The organism is Pseudomonas sp. B21-017 (assembly GCF_024749245.1).
GTDB lineage: Bacteria > Pseudomonadota > Gammaproteobacteria > Pseudomonadales > Pseudomonadaceae > Aquipseudomonas.
Map to the genome: position 1 here is coordinate 1,338,004 of NZ_CP087194.1, position 16,210 is coordinate 1,354,213.

Below are 16,210 nucleotides of genomic sequence, written 5' to 3' on the forward strand. Positions count from 1 at the left end.
CTCCAGTTTGCACATTGCAATGAATTGATCGACGGGGGGCAGGATGCGTACTGGGCATTAACCAGCGATTAATCGGGCTCTCTTGTCTGCGTGACAGAATTTTCATCCTGCACTTACCTATTTTTCACCGCTCCACCGCCAGTCTGCGCACCGGTCAATAACCCGAAGAAACGACTGCCACGAACTGGAGCTTGCCTTGAATGAATAAACTTCCTCAGATCACCCTGGCGTTCTGGGTCATGAAAATCTGCGCAACGACCCTGGGTGAAACCGCGGGGGATTTGTTATCGATGACCCTTAATGTCGGTTACGCCATCAGCTCGCTGATCCTGATCAGCGTCTTTGTGCTGACGCTGGTCACGCAGTTGATGTCCAAAACTTACAAGCCGGTGCTGTACTGGATCGTGATTCTGTCGACCAGCACCGCTGGCACCACCATGTCCGACTTCATGGACCGCACCCTTGAATTGGGCTACGCCACGGGTTCGATGATCCTGATTGCGATTCTGCTGGGGATATTCGCGGCCTGGCGCTTGAGCGGCGATTCGCTGAACGTCACCAAGGTCCAGACCTTCCGGGGCGAGATGTTCTATTGGATGGCGATTCTGTTTTCCAACACCCTGGGCACGGCGCTTGGCGATTACCTGGCCGACGACTCGGGCCTGGGTTTTGCCGGCGGCGCACTGTTGATCGGTTCGACCATTGCGCTGGTGGTGCTGTTGAAATACTTCACGAAGATTTCGTCGGTGCTGCTGTTCTGGGTGGCGTTCGTGTTGACGCGGCCATTCGGCGCAACCTTGGGCGACTTCCTGACCAAACCCCATGCAAAGGGTGGCCTGGATTTCGGCACCATCGGTTCGTCGCTGGTGTTGGCGGGGGTTCTGGTGGTGATGATTGCGGGGGCGTCTTACGTGCAGGGCAAGTACGCGAAGCAGACGGCGGCCGAGTTGACTTGAGACTGAGTCGTCCTCTTCACGGGCTTGCCTGCGAAGAGGACGGTACAGCCACTATCAATATTGCTGTCAGTCGGTCTCGATCCGCGAATGCTTGCGGGTGTCTTTCATGGTCACGTACACCAGCAACGACACCGCGATGCACGCCGTGACATACCAGTAGTAACCGGTTTCCATGCCGATGCTCTTGAACCACAGGGCGATGTATTCAGCGGTGCCGCCGAAGATCGACACGGTCAGTGCGTACGGCAGGCCGACGCCCAGGGCGCGGATTTCGGTCGGGAACAATTCGGCTTTGACCACCGCGTTGATCGAGGTGTAGCCGCTGACGATGATCAGCGCCGCCATGATCAGGAAGAACGCGCCCCACCAGCTCTGGATGGTGTGCAGGGTGGTCAGGATCGGTACGGTGAACAGCGTCCCGAGAATACCGAAGGCAATCAGGATCGGCCGACGACCGACTTTATCCGACAGCCCGCCGATGATCGGTTGCAGGCACATGAACAGAAACAGCGTGGCCGCGGAAATCGTGGTGGAGTCGGAAATGCTCATGCCGACGGTGTTCACCAGGTATTTCTGCATGTACGTGGTGTAAGTGTAGAACGCCAGCGTGCCGCCCATGGTCAGGCCGACCACGGTCATCAGTTCCTTGGGATGGCGCAGCAAGGTGCGCATTGCGCTTTCTCGGGCTTTCTCTTTCTTGGTGAACGACTCGGTTTCTTCCATGCCGCGACGCAGGTACAGCGCGACCACGGCACACAACGCGCCGATGGCGAACGGAATGCGCCAGCCCCAGGCGTACAGCTCTTCGGTGGTCAGGAAGTTTTGCAGCACGATCAGCACACCCAGGGCGATGAGCTGGCCGGAGATCAGCGTCACGTATTGGAAACTGGAGTAGAAGCCGCGACGTTCCTTGGTCGCCATCTCGCTGAGGTACGTCGCCGAGGTGCCGTACTCACCCCCCACCGACAAACCTTGTAGCAGGCGGGCGAACACCAGCAGGATCGGCGCGCCGATACCGATGGTTTCATAGCCCGGGCTCAGGGCGATCAGCAGCGAGCCGAAGCACATCAGGTAGACCGACGCCATGAGCGCGGCTTTACGGCCGGCCTTGTCAGCGTAGAGGCCCATCAGCCAACCGCCGATCGGGCGCATCAAAAAGCCCACGGCGAAGATTGCGGCGGTGTTGAGCAGTTGGGCGGTGGTGTCGCCTTTGGGGAAGAAGACTTTGGCGAAGTACAGGGAGAAGGCGGCGTAGACGTACCAGTCATACCACTCGACCATGTTGCCGACAGAGCCGCTGAAGATCGATTTGATCCGGCTGGCGGTGCTTCTTTCTTTAGCCGGCACGGCAGCCGACCCAAGGGGCAGGGCGTTGGAGTTATCCATTGAAGGATCCTTCGTTTAATTGTTTTTGTGGAGCGCGTGTAAACGCAGCCTGCAGGGGCTATAGCAGGAGCTGTGCCAAGGAGAGGAGGGCCGGTTTAGAGGGGATGGCGGGTTTTGTTGAGCGGAAATCCGCTTATCGTGCATAAGGCTACAAGCGGATTTCCGCGCACGCCTGGCCCCTGTAGGAGCGAGGCTTGCCCGCGAAGAACGATAACGCGGTTTGTCAGATACACCGCGGTGACTGCTTCGCGGGCAAGCCTCGCTCCTACAGGTATGGGTCGTTCCGGATAAACATCTCCCGGCTCAACCCATGCCGCTGCATCTTTTCATTGAAGGTACGGCGCGGCAGTTGCAGTTCTTCAAGCACCGCTTTCACATCGCCCTTATGCCGGGTCAGCGCCGCGCGCAAGCAATGCGCTTCGAAGGCTTCCTGCTGCGCCGCCAGTGACTGGCCGGGATCGATCCCCACCGGTTCCGGTTCGCCGAGGCCCAGCACCTGGCGCTCGGCGACGTTCGCCAGTTCGCGTACATTGCCTGGCCAGTCGTGGCTCAGCAGATGGCTCAATTGCGGCCCGCTCAACGGTGGAAAGGTACGGCCAAGGCGTTCGGCGGCACTCTGCGCGAAGAACTCGAACAGCAGTGGAATGTCTTCACGCCGATCACGCAACGGCGGCAGCCGCAGCTCGGCGACGTTCAAGCGATACGCCAGGTCCTCGCGAAAACGCCCGGCCCGGGCTTCATCCAGCAAGTCGGGTTTGGTCGCGGCGATGATCCGCAAATCCACGCGGATGCTCTGATTGGAGCCCAAGCGCTCAAGCTTCTGCTCCTGCAACACCCGCAGCAGTTTCACCTGCTGCGCCAGCGGCATGCTTTCGATTTCATCGAGAAACAGTGTGCCGCCGTCGGCGTATTCGAGCTTGCCGATGCGTTTGCCCTGGGCGCCGGTGAACGCGCCGCTCTCATGGCCGAACAGTTCGGCCTCGAACAACTGCTCGGGAATCGCCGCGCAGTTCAAGGCGACGAAGGGCTTGTCGGCGCGGGGACCGAAGTCGTGCAGGCAGCGGGCAACCAGTTCCTTGCCGCTGCCGGTTTCGCCACGGATCAGCACATTGACCGGCAGCGTCGCCAGATCCAGCACTTGCCGGCGCAGCGTCTGCAAACCACGGGACACTCCCAGCAGGGTGGCATCGAGTTTGGCGCGATTGTCGGCCTGCTCGTGCAGGGCACGGTTTTCCAGCACCAGCCGGCGCTTGTCCAGCGCCCGACGCAGGCTGCTCAGCAGGGTTTCCGGGCTGAAGGGTTTTTCGAGGAAATCGTAGGCGCCATCGCGCATCGCTTCGACGGCCATCGGCACATCGCCGTGACCGGTCAGCAAGATCACCGGTAAATCGGCGTCGCGGCGCTGCACTTCGGCCAGCAGTTCCAGCCCGCTCATGCCGGGCATGCGCACATCGCTGAGAATCACCCCAGGGAAGTGTTTCGGCAGTTGCGCCAGGCACTCATCGGCGCGGCTGAACAGCTGCACCTCGAACCCCGACAGGCTCAGCCACTGTTCGACGGCGCTGCGGATGCTGCTTTCGTCATCGACCACCATCACCGAATTGAGCATCAGGCAGCTACCTCCAGATCAATGGGCAACGTCAGGCTGAACACCGCGCCTTTTTCGCCATTATCGGCGCTCAGGCGTCCGCCCGCTTCGTGGACGATGGCAAAGGACACGGCCAGCCCCAAGCCCAGGCCATCACCCACCGGCTTAGTGGTAAAGAATGGATCGAACACCTGGCTCAAGTGTTCTTCGGCAATGCCGCCGCCATTGTCGATCACACTCAGGCGCCATAGCTGTTCATCGGCTTCGAGGCGGATTTCCAGACGCTTGCAGGGTTTGCCCTGCATGGCGTCCAGGGCGTTGCGCAGCAGGTTGATCAGCACCTGTTCCAGACGAATCGCATCGCCACGCACCCAGGCCGGACGGGTCAGATGCAGCACCAGGCTGACCTGTTCATCGCGCAGGCGCGCGTCGAGCAATTGCAGGGCCTGATCCACCACCGCCGCCAGATCCAGCCGTTCGCGCAAACCGCTGGGGCTTTTGCGCGCGAAGGTTTTCAGGTGGCCGGTGAGGGCAGCCATGCGCGTGAGCATGTCGTCCACCGGTTTGAGCGCCTTGTAGGCGTCGTCGACCCGGCCGTGATCGAGTAGCAACCTCAGCGTAGCAAGCTGCATGCGCTGGGCGGTCAGGGGCTGATTGATTTCATGGGCCAGCGCTGCGGACATCTGCCCCAGCGCCGCGAGTTTGGCCGATTGCACCAGTCCGTCCTGAGCGGTGCGCAGGTCACGGGTGCGTTCTTCCACCAGTTGTTCGAGTTCTTCGCGGCTGCGTTGGCGCATTTTGGCCAGTCGCCAGCGTTGATTAAGGAACAGCAACAGAAACACCAGCGCCAGCCACAACCCGGCAGCGGCGAGCGCGGCGTTACGGATGTCTTCGAAGGCGACTTGTGGGCGGCGCAGCAGGTGCAAGGTCCAGCCTTCAGTGGTCAGCGGTAGCGATTCCCACAAGTAGTTTTCCGTGCCGTCAGGACCGACGACGCGCGCCAGATCACTGTTGTCGTCAAAGCGCTGCAGCGATTGGTAATCCAGCGGTGTCAGCGGTTGTTTGTCGTATTGGCGGGTGGCCTTGAGCTCGGTGTGATCGCTGTCGTTCAACGGTTTCAACAGGCGATAGCGCCAGCCCGGCTGGTTGGCAATGAAGATGATCCCGCGTGCATCGCTGACCAGCAACGTGTCGCTGCCCTGACGCCATTCGCGCTCCAGCTCCGGGAATTCCAGTTTCACCACCATGGCGCCGAGGAACTCGCCGCTGTCGCGGGTCACCGCGCTGGAGAGAAAGTAACCGGGAATGCCACTGGTGACGCCTACCGCATAAAAGCGCCCGGCGCCCTGGGTGCGGGTCTGGCTGAAGTAAGGGCGAAAACCGTAGTTGTGGCCGACGTAACTGCTGGGCAAACGCCAATTGCTGGCGGCCACGGCCAGGCCGGTGCGGTCGAGCAGTTCCAGGGTCGAGGACTGCGCGGCACCGTTGATTTTTTCCAGTTTGCGGTTCAGTGCGTCCTGCTGCTCAGGCGTTACCGGGCCATCGAGCGCGGCGCGCAACTCCGGGTCCAGCGCCAGCACGGCGGGCAGGGCGCGGTAGCGGTCGATCAGGGTATGCAGGGAATTGGCGTACAGCGCCAGTTGCTGGTTGGCGCGGGCGGCGTCTTCTTCCAGCGCCTGGCGTTCGGCGTGGCGGATGGCCAGGGTGGCGGCGAGGACGGCACCGGCGACGATCAGCAGGGAGTACAACGACAGACGCAGGGTACGGGAGGTCGGCAGCATGCTGGCGCAAACAGAGAGTAAGTCGGGCGGGCACCATACCATGCAGGTGATCGGCTCGGCGTCCTGTTCGCGCACTCACCGATCGTTCGGGCGACTGACAGGCTTGAGAGTTGCCAAAGTACCAGGTTTTTCTATCGCGAACGGTTTGGACACTGGATAAAAAAAACGGCCGGGTCATCCATAACGATGAGCCGGCCGTACGGGCAGACTGAAGCGCTTACTGCACTTCCACCGCCAGGCTTTCGCTGATCTTCTGCTGCCAGATCGCAGGGCCAGTGATGTGTACCGACTCACCCTTGCTGTCCACCGCAACGGTGACCGGCATGTCTTTCACGTCGAACTCGTAGATCGCTTCCATCCCCAGTTCGGCGAACGCCACCACGCGGGATTTCTTGATCGCTTGCGCCACCAGGTAAGCCGCGCCGCCGACTGCCATCAGGTAAACGGCTTTGTGGTCCTTGATCGCTTCGATTGCGGTCGGGCCGCGCTCGGATTTGCCGATCATGCCCAACAGGCCGGTTTGCTCGAGGATCTGACGGGTGAACTTGTCCATCCGCGTAGCGGTAGTCGGGCCAGCCGGGCCAACCACTTCTTCGCGCACCGGATCAACCGGGCCGACGTAGTAGATGAAGCGACCTTTCAGGTCCACCGGCAGGGTTTCACCCTTGTTCAGCATCTCGACCATGCGCTTGTGCGCGGCGTCGCGACCGGTGAGCATCTTGCCGTTGAGCAGGACGGTTTCGCCCGGCTTCCAGCTCTGCACTTCTTCCGGCGTCAGGGTGTCGAGGTTGACGCGACGGGCCGACGGGCCGGCTTCCCAGACGATTTCCGGGTAGGCGTCCAGCGGTGGCGCTTCCAGCGAGGCCGGGCCGGAACCGTCGAGCACGAAGTGCGCGTGACGGGTGGCGGCGCAGTTCGGGATCATGCACACCGGCAGGGAGGCGGCGTGGGTCGGGTAATCCATGATCTTCACGTCGAGCACGGTGGTCAGACCGCCCAGGCCCTGGGCACCGATGCCCAGTTGGTTGACCTTCTCGAACAGCTCCAGGCGCATCTCTTCGATACGGTTCTGCGGGCCGCGTGCTTTAAGCTCGTGAATGTCGATGGATTCCATCAACACTTCCTTGGCCATCACGGCGGCTTTCTCGGCGGTGCCGCCGATGCCGATGCCGAGCATGCCCGGTGGGCACCAGCCGGCGCCCATGGTCGGAACGGTTTTCAAAACCCAGTCGACGATCGAGTCGGACGGGTTGAGCATGGCCATTTTCGACTTGTTCTCGGAACCGCCGCCCTTGGCCGCCACGTCCACTTCCACGGTGTTACCCGGAACGATGGAGTAGTGGATAACGGCCGGGGTGTTGTCCTTGGTGTTTTTACGAGCGCCCGCCGGGTCGGCGAGGATCGAGGCACGCAGGACGTTTTCCGGCAGGTTGTAAGCCCGGCGCACGCCTTCGTTGATCATGTCGTCCAGGCCCATGGTGGCGCCATCCCAACGTACGTCCATGCCTACGCGCACGAACACGGTGACGATGCCGGTGTCCTGGCAGATCGGGCGGTGGCCGGTGGCGCACATGCGCGAGTTGATCAGGATTTGCGCGATGGAATCGCGGGCTGCCGGCGATTCTTCACGCAGGTAGGCCTCGTGCATCGCCTGGATGAAATCCACGGGGTGGTAGTAAGAAATGAATTGCAGTGCGTCAGCAACGCTCTGAATCAGGTCGTCTTGCTTGATCACGGTCATCGAGTCGCGCTCCTCTAAAAGACGGGAACATTCAATAAGGTGCCTGCGGCTTGGGTGCATCGGTCGGTCGCAGACACCTTTCAAGGCACGCCGGGCATGCTGGCGCGACGCTAAAAAGGCGCGGCAGTATACCGCGCATCAAAGGCGGGTACATCTGTTGACAGTCAAACGTTGGTCGCATACATCGCCGGTGCGGATCGCCACGAATCCTGATATAGCCGCACAACGCGAACCTGTAGCAGCTGCCGAAGGCTTCGTTCGGCTGCGAAGCAGTCGCAATATCAGAGATTTGCGGTATGTCAGGCAGACCGTGTCAGCCGGATTCACGACTGCTTCGCAGCCGAACGCAGCCTCGCAAGCTCGACAGCTGCTACAGCGAACGCAGTCTTCGGCAGCTGCTACCTGGAATGCAGCAAGGCTCGACTCACAGGAAGCGGGTCATGGGTTTGACGCCAGATTTTCGCCACAAAAATTGAATGGTCATTTATCAGACTCGCCACTAAAGTGGCATCCGGCCTGTAGAGTAGGACACTCTGACAGCCTCCTTTCGCACGGTGAATCAACGATTGACCCATAACGCCATCCAGCGGCTTTTGCTCAAACGCTTTGCCCTTGCGGCCGGCACTTATGCCCTGGCCTTGCTGCTGGTGTGGCTGGCGTTTTTCACCGGCCATTACAACGACTCCCTTGCTGGCATGGTGATCGGCAGCGTGTTGACGGTGTTCAGTCAGGCCGTGTTGTTCGCGGTGTTTTACAGCGGCACGAACCTGCGGTGTTCCGACCCCAGCCTGACCGAAGTGCAAATTCTGCTGGGGCTGGGTTGGCAATCCTGGCTGATCGCCCATCTGGACGAGGCGCGCGGTGCGTTTCTGGTGTTTTACCTGCTGATCCTGTTGTTCGGGCTGTTTCATCTGTCGCGTATTGCTTTTGTGCGTTGCGCGTTGCTGGTGTTTTTCAGTTTCAGCGCCATCACGTTATGGGAGCTCTACCACTTCGAGCTGCACGACCCGACGCAGTCCCTGTTGCAGGTGTGCGTGCTGTTTGTGGTACTCGGCTGGCTGGTGCTCTATGCCCGTTACGTCCAGGTGTCGCGCCAGCGTATGCGGCAGCGGCGGTTCGCCTTGCAGGCGCATCAAGACACCCTGCGCGGGATGATGCGCCAGCTCGAAGGCCTGGTGGCGACCGACGAACTCACCGGGCTGTTCAACCGCCGGCATTTCCTGCGCCTGGCCTCCCGCGAGTTGAATGCCATGGAAGTCGGTGTGGTGCATGGCCTGGCGCTGATCGACCTCGACCACTTCAAACGCATCAACGATGTTCACGGCCACGCCGCCGGTGATCAGGTGCTGCAAGCGTTCGCCGGAGTGGCCACGGCCTGCCTGCGCGATGGCGATATTCTGGCCCGTTACGGCGGTGAAGAATTCGTGGTGCTGTTGCCCGATTGCGATGCCGAGCGCCTGACGGCCTGTTGCGAGCGCTTGCGCATAGCCTTCATGGATGTCGAATTGGTCGGCCTGGAGATCGCCCATCTCAGCCTGTCGGCGGGCATGACCTTGTTGGAACTGGGCCACGATCTGGATCACGCCTTGCACCGCGCCGATCAGGCGCTGTACCGCGCCAAGCGTGACGGCCGTAACCGTTGCGCGGCCGCCTGGGAGAATGTCGATGCCTGAGTTACGGGTCGGCGAACGCCAATGGGCAGTGGCGGCGGGCAGTAACCTGCTCGATGCCCTCAATCAAAACGGCGTGCCGGTGCCCTATAGCTGCCGCGCCGGCAGTTGCCACGCGTGCCTGGTCAAATGTGTCGAGGGCCTGCCCAGCGACAGCCGTCCCGATGCCTTGAGCAATGAACAGCGCCAACAGGGTTGGCGGTTGGCCTGTCAGTGCCAGGTGGTTGACGATCTGCAAGTCGAAACCTTTGACCCGTTGCGCGATGGTCTTGCCGCGCAAGTGGTCGCCAGCGATTGGCTGAGCGCCAGCGTATTGCGCTTGCGCCTGACCAGCGAGCGCCCGTTGCGCTATCAGGCGGGGCAGCATCTGGTGTTGTGGGCGGGGCAGGTGGCGCGGCCATATTCCCTGGCCAGCCTGCCGGAAGAAGACCGCTTTCTGGAATTCCACCTCGATTGCCGTCAACCGGGGGAGTTCAGTGACGCGGCGCGTCGCTTGAGAATCGGCGATCCGATCCGCCTCGGCGAGTTGCGCGGCGGGGCGCTGCATTACGATCCGGACTGGCACACCCGACCGCTGTGGTTGCTGGCGGCTGGCACCGGTCTGGGGCCGCTGTTCGGCATCTTGCGCGAAGCGTTGCGTCAGCATCACCAGGGCGCCATCCGCGTCATTCACCTGGCCCATGATGCCAGTGAGCATTATCTGGCCAAACCCCTGCAAGCCATGGCCGAGGGCCGTGAAAACCTTAATGTCGAGCTGTGGACGGCGGCCGAGTTGCCCGCGGCTTTGGCGCAACTGCGCCTTGTTTCCCGGCAAACCCTGGCCTTAGTCTGCGGAGCACCCGACAGCGTCGACGCCTTTGCCCGGCGCCTGTACCTGGCGGGTTTGCCGCGCAATCAACTGCTGGCGGATGTCTTTGTCCCCCATGGTTGAGCGCTGATTGCTGTGGCGAGGGGGCTCGCCCCCGTTGGGCTGCGAAGCGGCCCCAAAAGTTTGTGAGCGCTGCGCACTCAAGCGGGAGCATGCTCCCTCGCCACAGTTGATCCTCTCAGATCAGGACACGCCATGCCCGACGCCATCCAGTTTGAACGTGAGCGCGGTTTACTGACCCTGCGCCTCAACCGCCCGGAAAAGAAAAACGCCCTGACCCGCGCCATGTACAGTCAACTGGCGGAGGGCTTGCGGCTTGCCGACAGCGATCCCGACATCAACGCCGTGCTGATCACCGGCAGCGCCGAATGCTTCACAGCTGGCAACGACATCGCCGACTTCATCCAGCAACCGCCGGGCAACCTCGACAGCCCGGTGTTCCACTTCATGCTCGGCCTTCTTGAGTGCCGCAAGCCGGTGATCGCTGCGGTAGCCGGCGCGGCGGTGGGGATCGGCACGACGATGCTGCTGCATTGCGATCTGGTTTATGTCAGTGCGGCTGCGAGGTTGCGCATGCCATTCGTCAATCTGGGGTTATGCCCGGAGTTCGGCTCCAGCCTGATCCTGCCGCGCTTGCTTGGGCAGGCCAAAGCGGCGGAGTTGTTGCTGTTGGGTGAAGGGTTCAGCGGTGAACAGGCTGCGGCGTGGGGCATTGCGACTGAGGCCTTGGGCAGTGGCGAGGCGGCGTTGGCCAAGGCGCGGGAGATGGCGTTGCGGTTCGAGTCATTGCCACCGGAAGCGGTGCGCATCAGCAAGCAATTGATGAAAGCGCCGGACCGGGAACAGCTGCGCCAGGTCATAGAAGAAGAGGGCGCGTTGTTCACCCAGCGGTTGCGCTCGCCGGAAGCGATGGCGGCGTTGTCAGCGTTTATCAGCAAACACTAACCGATCGTTCCCACGCTCTGCGTGGGAACGATCACCACAGACGAAAAAAGCCCCGCCATTCACATGGCGGGGCTTTTGTTTTTCAGCAATCGGTCACTCAGACCTGCGGGTCGCCCACGTGCAGGATCTTCATGCCGTTGGTACCGCCGGTGGTGTGGTAGCTGTCGCCCTTGGTCAGGATCACCCAGTCACCTTTCTGCACGACGCCGCGCTTGACCAGCTCGTCGATGGCTTTCTGGCTGACTTCGTTCGGTGCCAGCGAGGCCGGGTCGAACGGAACGGTGTACACGCCACGGAACATCGCTGCGCGGGCCTGGGCTTCGCGGTGCGGGGTGAACGCGTAAATCGGCACCGACGAGCGGATACGCGACATGATCAGCGGGGTGTAGCCGCTTTCGGTCAGCGCGATGATCGCTTTCACGCCTGGGAAGTGGTTGGCGGTGTACATGGTTGCCAGCGCGATGCTCTCGTCGCAGCGCTCGAATTCCTTGCCGATGCGGTGGCTGGAGGTCTTGCTGGTCGGGTGCTTTTCAGCGCCGATGCAGATGCGCGCCATAGCTTGCACCGCTTCCAGCGGGTACAGGCCAGCAGCACTTTCGGCCGAGAGCATCACGGCGTCGGTGTAGTCGAGCACGGCGTTGGCTACGTCGGACACTTCGGCGCGGGTCGGCATCGGGTTCTGGATCATCGACTCCATCATCTGGGTCGCGACGATCACGGCCTTGTTGTGGCGACGTGCGTGCAGAATGATTTTCTTCTGAATGCCCACAAGCTCAGCGTCGCCGATTTCCACACCCAGGTCACCACGGGCCACCATCACCGCGTCGGAGGCCTTGATCAGGCCGTCGAGGGTTTCGTCGTCGGCCACGGCTTCGGCGCGTTCGATCTTCGCCACCAGCCAGGCGGTGCCGCCGGCTTCGTCGCGCAGTTGACGGGCATATTCCATGTCGGCGGCGTCACGGGGGAAGGACACGGCGAGGTAGTCGACTTCCATTTCGGCGGCGAGCTTGATGTCGGCCTTGTCTTTCTCGGTCAGGGCCGGTGCCGTCAGGCCACCGCCGCGACGGTTGATGCCTTTATGGTCCGACAGCGGGCCGCCGATGGTCACGGTGCAGTTCAGTTCGGTGGCGGTGGCGGTGTCGACGCGCATCACCACGCGGCCGTCGTCGAGCAGCAGCTCGTCGCCCACGCCGCAGTCTTTCACCAGGTCCGGGTAGTCGATGCCGACCACTTGCTGGTTGCCTTCGGTCAGCGGATGGCTGGTGGAGAAGGTGAATTGATCACCGATCTTCAGCTCGATCCGCTTGTTGGCGAATTTGGCGATACGGATTTTCGGGCCTTGCAGGTCACCCAGCAGGGCGACGAAGCGGCCGTGCTTGGCAGCGAGGTCACGCACCAGCTTCGCGCGAGCCTTGTGCTCGTCGGGGGTGCCGTGGGAGAAGTTCAGGCGGGCGACGTCCAGGCCAGCCAGAATCAGCTGTTCGAGAACTTCCGGCGAGTTACTGGCCGGGCCAAGGGTAGCGACGATTTTGGTACGACGAACGGACATGCAAAGACTCCTGAGTTCAAGCGCTAGCAGAGGCTACTATGGTCTTTGGGTGTAGTCATTGTTCGTTTGCACTACTTATTGCTTTCTTTATTGAACGTGACAACTTTGCAGCACGCCATCCTGAAGATTTCCGACAACGGGTCGATACAGAGCGCAAGACAGGAGATCCCCTTATGCGATTCGTGCTCATTGCCGTCCTTGCCCTCAGTGCTGCGGGCTGCACCCATTGGTCGATGGACCATCATTTGAACAATGCCTACAGCGCCTACGAACGCGGCAACTGCGAACAGGTGATGCTCGAACTGTCCAAGGTCGATCGTGAAAGTCGTTCCCGCCGCTACGTACAGCCGGAAGTGTCGATGATGCGCGGCCAGTGCCTGGAACGGCAGAAGCTGTTCATCGATGCGGCGCAGACTTATCAGTTCATCATTGCCTCGTACCCGCAAAGCGAATATGCCTATCGCGCCCGTGCCCGTCTGGAAACCTTGCAGAGCCTGGGCCATTACCCAGCGCGCAGCGCGGCGGCCGTGCGCCCGACGCAGTTCTGATGGCCGCTGTCATGCAACGGCTGGCCGCCCGGCGGTGGTGAGCTATAGTCCAAGAGATCGGTTTTAGAACCTTGCCTCTAAACCGGGGTGATACCTGTGATCGGCAGCAGTAAACGTCAGCGTTGTAAGGGCTGACGCACCAGGATCGGGGAGAGCGCGCCCAGGCTTATCAAGCAGCCGGCACGTTCCGAAGCATTAGTGCGGCCCTGCTTAAGGGCCTTGCTGGGCCATTTGCGCATGTTTACCGACCGCCGGATCGAGCGGCATCAACTGCCGTATTTTCTGAAAGTGTTCAACAGCGTCACCGACAAACCCATCGGCTTTCTGGGCAACTTGTCCAACGACGGGCTGATGCTTATCAGCCAGTTGCCGATAATGGTGGGCGTCGACTTTGACCTGCGATTGAAAATCCCCGCCAGCGACGGCTGCCAGCAGATCATTGACCTGAAGGCGTGTTGTCTGTGGTGCCATGAAGACGTCACGCCCCATCATTACGACGCCGGGTTCAGCCTGCAACGGGCACCGCCGGAGTACGGGCAATTGGTGGAGGCGTTGACGCAGTATTTCAGCTTTCAGCCATTGCCTGCTTCAGCCTGACAAATCCGCAACCAGTAGCAGCTGGCGCAGCCTGCTGCTACTGGGATTCGTCGCTACGTCGTTTTAATCGCCTTCTCGTTATCCAGCGACCGTTCCACCAGCATCAGCCCCAACTCACTCATCCGGTAAATTGCCATGGCCAGATGCCGCGGCTTGTCGTCCAGGCTTTCCGCCAGGTCGAGTAGCAGAATGCTGACCGTCGAAAAGGTTTCGTAGGTCTCGATGGTCAAGGCTTCGGGATTGGCATCGGGGACAACGGTGAACATTTTCATGGATCGTTCCTCGGTGGGGCGTTCGTTGGCAAAACGCGGCTCAGTGTTTTCCTGTTTGAGATAGTGATCTAGAGCCCTGTTGGCAGCGTCTTGGAGTTTTCTTGAGTCGAGGGTTCCGTAGGGGGAACGCGGGATGGTATTGAGTGAATTGGGTCGAGGCATTGACACGGTTAACTCCTTGTTGGAGCTACCGCCGATTCGGAGGTAGACGAATGGACGGCAGCGAGGGAAGGAGAACCTTATGTTGGGACGGACACCACCCACAATCAGCCTGGGTCGCTGACACTTGTAGGCAGATGCGCTTCATTCTGTAGCCGTTAGCGCTGCTATTCGAGAAGTCGGGAGGAGGACAACAAGCATATTACTGACCATGAACGTCAGTTGTTACCCGATGAGGAGCATCGGGTAACAGCCGAGGAGAATTACGACTCTTGATGGTTAGCTAGTCATTAGGGTCATGCTTTTTTGGAGCTTGTGATTCTTTAAAATCGGTGGAGATAGAAATAAGTGCCAAAGAGATGAATTCTTGGTTTCGATCTATCGCTTGCAATGCACATCGGATGTTATCCGCTATTTCGGTAGCACCTCGTTGCGCTATCCAATTCGATAGTTCTTCTATAGCGGCCCCCAAAGCCAGTTGGTTCTCATTGATCTGCGTTAGCACTGAAGCAAATAGTTTTGTCTCGTCCATGATGGATTCCTTGCGATAGAGCTTTCAGGTTGTTGAGTGGGACTGGTTTTCGTAAGTACCCGGATTGAGGGCTTGTAGTACGTGCTCGCACGTCATATCCATGTCGGCATCGTGATATGACGATTTTATATACGATTCGACGTTACATCGTTCCAGCTTTTTTCCACCCCAAGTACGCCGTCACCAACTCGGCCCCCAACTCTTGGGGCCGAGCATCCACCACCGGCACTCCATGAGCACTCAACCGCTCATGGAGCTGCGCCCGGTCATTCAAATAATCCACCGTCCCGCAATAGGCCAGCGCTTCAGGCAAGGTCTGCACCGGGGCGTGCCGTAGATTGTCGAGCAAGTCTTCACGCAGGCTCGCCACCAACACCCGATGCAGTTTGCTCAGGCGTTTGACCGCAGTCAGCAGCTCTTCGTCGTCTTCATCCCTCAGGTTGGTCACCAGCACTACCAGTGCCCGGCGTTTTTGTCGGGCCAGTAGCTGTGTGGCGGCAGCCTGGTAGTCGGCCGGGCGTTGGGTGCTGTCGAGGTCGTAGACGGTGTTGAGCAACACATTGAGCTGGCCTGTGCCCTTGACCGGGGCAAGGTAGTGCGGATGGTTGCTGGCGAAGGTGCTCAAGCCCACCGCGTCGCCCTGGCGCAACGCGATGTAGCTGAGCAGCAGGCAGGCATTGAGGGCGTGATCGAAATGCGCGAGCTCGCCGTCCTGGCTGCGCATGCGACGGCCGCAATCGAGCATGAAGATGATTTGCTGGTCGCGCTCGTCCTGGTATTCACGGGCGATGGGGGTGCGTTGGCGGGCGGTGGCTTTCCAGTCGATCTGGCGCAGGCTGTCGCCTTCGCGGAATTCGCGCAGTTGATGGAATTCCAGGCCCAGGCCGCGACGTTGGCGCTGGCGTACGCCGAGTTGGCTGAGCCAATTGTCCACCGCCAGCAACTGGCCGCCGTAGAGGCGGGCGAAGTCGGGGTAGACGCGGGTGGTGTCGGGTATGTTGAGCAGGCGTTTGTCGGACCACAACCCCATGGGGCTCGGCAGGTTGATTTCGCAGTATTCGAAGCTGAAATGGCCGCGCATGAGCGGGCGCAGGCGGTAGCTGATCTGGCTCTGTTGGCCGGGTTGCAGTTCGACCGACAGGGGCAGGTTTTCGACGCTCAGGCCGTCGGGTACGTGGTCGAAGATCTGAATGTTCAGTGGCTGGGTAAAATCATGCTCGACCTCCAGTCGCACTTCGCTCCATCGACCGAGTGCCAGGCTGCCGGGCATTTGTCGCTGGAGGCGCGGTGAGGGCAAACGCTTGAGGCGAATGGCGTCGAGTATCGCCAGGGCCAGCAGGGCCAGCAGTAATCCCCAGTTGATCGATAAAAGGCTAGATGGAACGGCGATGTCCAGCGCCCGTAAGGCGCCCAGCACGATGCCGATGGCTAGCAAGGCCGCAAGCCAGGCCAGTAGAAGCCGGGATGGTTTCATCGGCACACAGTTCCTGTGGCGAGGGAGCTTGCTCCCGCTCCAGTGCGCAGCGCTGGCAAGTTCTTCGCCCTATCAGAAATGTTGGGGCCGCTTCGCAGCCCAGCGGGAGCAAGCTCCCTCGCCACAGGGGTGGTCCGGATGGCC

The 16,210-nt window shown here is 60.7% G+C and carries 14 protein-coding genes; 6 read left to right on the forward strand and 8 right to left on the reverse strand.

The features are described from left to right. Positions 1–200 precede the first annotated feature (200 nt). Complete coding sequence (locus tag LOY28_RS05825) at positions 201–956, forward strand: membrane protein (protein WP_018926550.1); 756 nt, start codon at positions 201–203, stop codon at positions 954–956. 66 nt (positions 957–1,022) lie between these two features. On the opposite strand, the gene LOY28_RS05830 is transcribed toward LOY28_RS05825, so the two are convergent. From LOY28_RS05830 to LOY28_RS05845, 4 genes are all read right to left on the reverse strand, one after another. After that, positions 1,023–2,342 carry an MFS transporter gene (locus tag LOY28_RS05830; protein WP_018926549.1) on the reverse strand — a complete coding sequence of 440 codons (1,320 nt, stop codon included), beginning with the start codon at positions 2,340–2,342 and terminating at the stop codon, positions 1,023–1,025. A gap of 265 nt (positions 2,343–2,607) precedes the next feature. After that, positions 2,608–3,951, reverse strand: a complete 1,344-nt coding sequence (locus LOY28_RS05835; RefSeq protein WP_258613205.1) for a sigma-54 dependent transcriptional regulator — start codon at positions 3,949–3,951, stop codon at positions 2,608–2,610. Next, positions 3,951–5,711 carry an ATP-binding protein gene (locus LOY28_RS05840; protein WP_086944484.1) on the reverse strand — a complete coding sequence of 587 codons (1,761 nt, stop codon included), beginning with the start codon at positions 5,709–5,711 and terminating at the stop codon, positions 3,951–3,953. The genes LOY28_RS05835 and LOY28_RS05840 overlap by 1 nt, the downstream gene beginning before the upstream one ends. 217 nt (positions 5,712–5,928) lie before the next feature. Further along, positions 5,929–7,452: a fumarate hydratase gene (locus LOY28_RS05845; RefSeq protein ID WP_007938826.1), complete on the reverse strand. Its 1,524-nt coding sequence runs from the start codon at positions 7,450–7,452 to the stop codon at positions 5,929–5,931. Between the two features lie 566 nt (positions 7,453–8,018). On the opposite strand from LOY28_RS05845, the gene LOY28_RS05850 reads away from it, so the two are divergent. The 3 genes from LOY28_RS05850 to LOY28_RS05860 all read left to right on the forward strand — a co-directional run bounded on the left by LOY28_RS05850 (position 8,019) and on the right by LOY28_RS05860 (position 10,935). Further along, complete coding sequence (locus LOY28_RS05850; RefSeq protein WP_026286454.1) at positions 8,019–9,125, forward strand: diguanylate cyclase; 1,107 nt, start codon at positions 8,019–8,021, stop codon at positions 9,123–9,125. After that, positions 9,118–10,053 (forward strand): iron-sulfur-binding ferredoxin reductase, encoded by a 936-nt coding sequence (locus LOY28_RS05855; protein WP_258613206.1) that lies wholly within the window; start codon positions 9,118–9,120, stop codon positions 10,051–10,053. Before LOY28_RS05850 ends, LOY28_RS05855 begins: the two co-directional genes overlap by 8 nt. A gap of 132 nt (positions 10,054–10,185) precedes the next feature. After that, a complete protein-coding gene (locus tag LOY28_RS05860) occupies positions 10,186–10,935 on the forward strand; it encodes an enoyl-CoA hydratase-related protein (RefSeq protein WP_258613207.1) in 750 nt (249 codons plus the stop codon). A 97-nt stretch (positions 10,936–11,032) separates the two neighbouring features. Here LOY28_RS05860 and pyk read toward each other — a convergent pair whose 3' ends face one another. Continuing rightward, positions 11,033–12,484, reverse strand: a complete 1,452-nt coding sequence (gene pyk / locus LOY28_RS05865) for a pyruvate kinase (RefSeq protein WP_018926537.1) — start codon at positions 12,482–12,484, stop codon at positions 11,033–11,035. Between the two features lie 173 nt (positions 12,485–12,657). On the opposite strand from pyk, the gene LOY28_RS05870 reads away from it, so the two are divergent. Both LOY28_RS05870 and LOY28_RS05875 read left to right on the forward strand, forming a co-directional pair. Then, positions 12,658–13,032, forward strand: a complete 375-nt coding sequence (locus tag LOY28_RS05870; protein ID WP_018926536.1) for a tol-pal system YbgF family protein — start codon at positions 12,658–12,660, stop codon at positions 13,030–13,032. A gap of 237 nt (positions 13,033–13,269) precedes the next feature. Beyond that, a complete protein-coding gene (locus LOY28_RS05875; RefSeq protein ID WP_258613208.1) occupies positions 13,270–13,629 on the forward strand; it encodes a PilZ domain-containing protein in 360 nt (119 codons plus the stop codon). Positions 13,630–13,682: 53 nt separating this feature from the next. Here the strand turns inward: LOY28_RS05875 and LOY28_RS05880 are convergent, their stop codons facing one another. The 3 genes from LOY28_RS05880 to LOY28_RS05890 all read right to left on the reverse strand — a co-directional run bounded on the left by LOY28_RS05880 (position 13,683) and on the right by LOY28_RS05890 (position 16,066). After that, positions 13,683–14,069: a DUF6124 family protein gene (locus LOY28_RS05880; RefSeq protein WP_370741096.1), complete on the reverse strand. Its 387-nt coding sequence runs from the start codon at positions 14,067–14,069 to the stop codon at positions 13,683–13,685. A gap of 274 nt (positions 14,070–14,343) precedes the next feature. Continuing rightward, positions 14,344–14,592, reverse strand: coding sequence for a hypothetical protein (locus LOY28_RS05885; protein WP_064616337.1), 249 nt, complete (start codon positions 14,590–14,592; stop codon positions 14,344–14,346). Between the two features lie 142 nt (positions 14,593–14,734). Continuing rightward, a complete protein-coding gene (locus LOY28_RS05890; RefSeq protein ID WP_258613209.1) occupies positions 14,735–16,066 on the reverse strand; it encodes a DUF58 domain-containing protein in 1,332 nt (443 codons plus the stop codon). Positions 16,067–16,210: the final 144 nt, after the last annotated feature.

Coding starts and splice junctions, on each gene's coding strand:
- LOY28_RS05885 (WP_064616337.1), bottom strand. CDS start 14,592: ATGGACGAGACAAAACTATTTGCTTCAGTGCTAACGCAGATCAATGAG.
- LOY28_RS05845 (WP_007938826.1), bottom strand. CDS start 7,452: ATGACCGTGATCAAGCAAGACGACCTGATTCAGAGCGTTGCTGACGCA.
- LOY28_RS05870 (WP_018926536.1), top strand. CDS start 12,658: ATGCGATTCGTGCTCATTGCCGTCCTTGCCCTCAGTGCTGCGGGCTGC.
- LOY28_RS05875 (WP_258613208.1), top strand. CDS start 13,270: ATGTTTACCGACCGCCGGATCGAGCGGCATCAACTGCCGTATTTTCTG.
- LOY28_RS05825 (WP_018926550.1), top strand. CDS start 201: ATGAATAAACTTCCTCAGATCACCCTGGCGTTCTGGGTCATGAAAATC.
- LOY28_RS05855 (WP_258613206.1), top strand. CDS start 9,118: ATGCCTGAGTTACGGGTCGGCGAACGCCAATGGGCAGTGGCGGCGGGC.
- pyk (WP_018926537.1), bottom strand. CDS start 12,484: ATGTCCGTTCGTCGTACCAAAATCGTCGCTACCCTTGGCCCGGCCAGT.
- LOY28_RS05890 (WP_258613209.1), bottom strand. CDS start 16,066: ATGAAACCATCCCGGCTTCTACTGGCCTGGCTTGCGGCCTTGCTAGCC.
- LOY28_RS05835 (WP_258613205.1), bottom strand. CDS start 3,951: ATGCTCAATTCGGTGATGGTGGTCGATGACGAAAGCAGCATCCGCAGC.
- LOY28_RS05860 (WP_258613207.1), top strand. CDS start 10,186: ATGCCCGACGCCATCCAGTTTGAACGTGAGCGCGGTTTACTGACCCTG.
- LOY28_RS05840 (WP_086944484.1), bottom strand. CDS start 5,711: ATGCTGCCGACCTCCCGTACCCTGCGTCTGTCGTTGTACTCCCTGCTG.
- LOY28_RS05830 (WP_018926549.1), bottom strand. CDS start 2,342: ATGGATAACTCCAACGCCCTGCCCCTTGGGTCGGCTGCCGTGCCGGCT.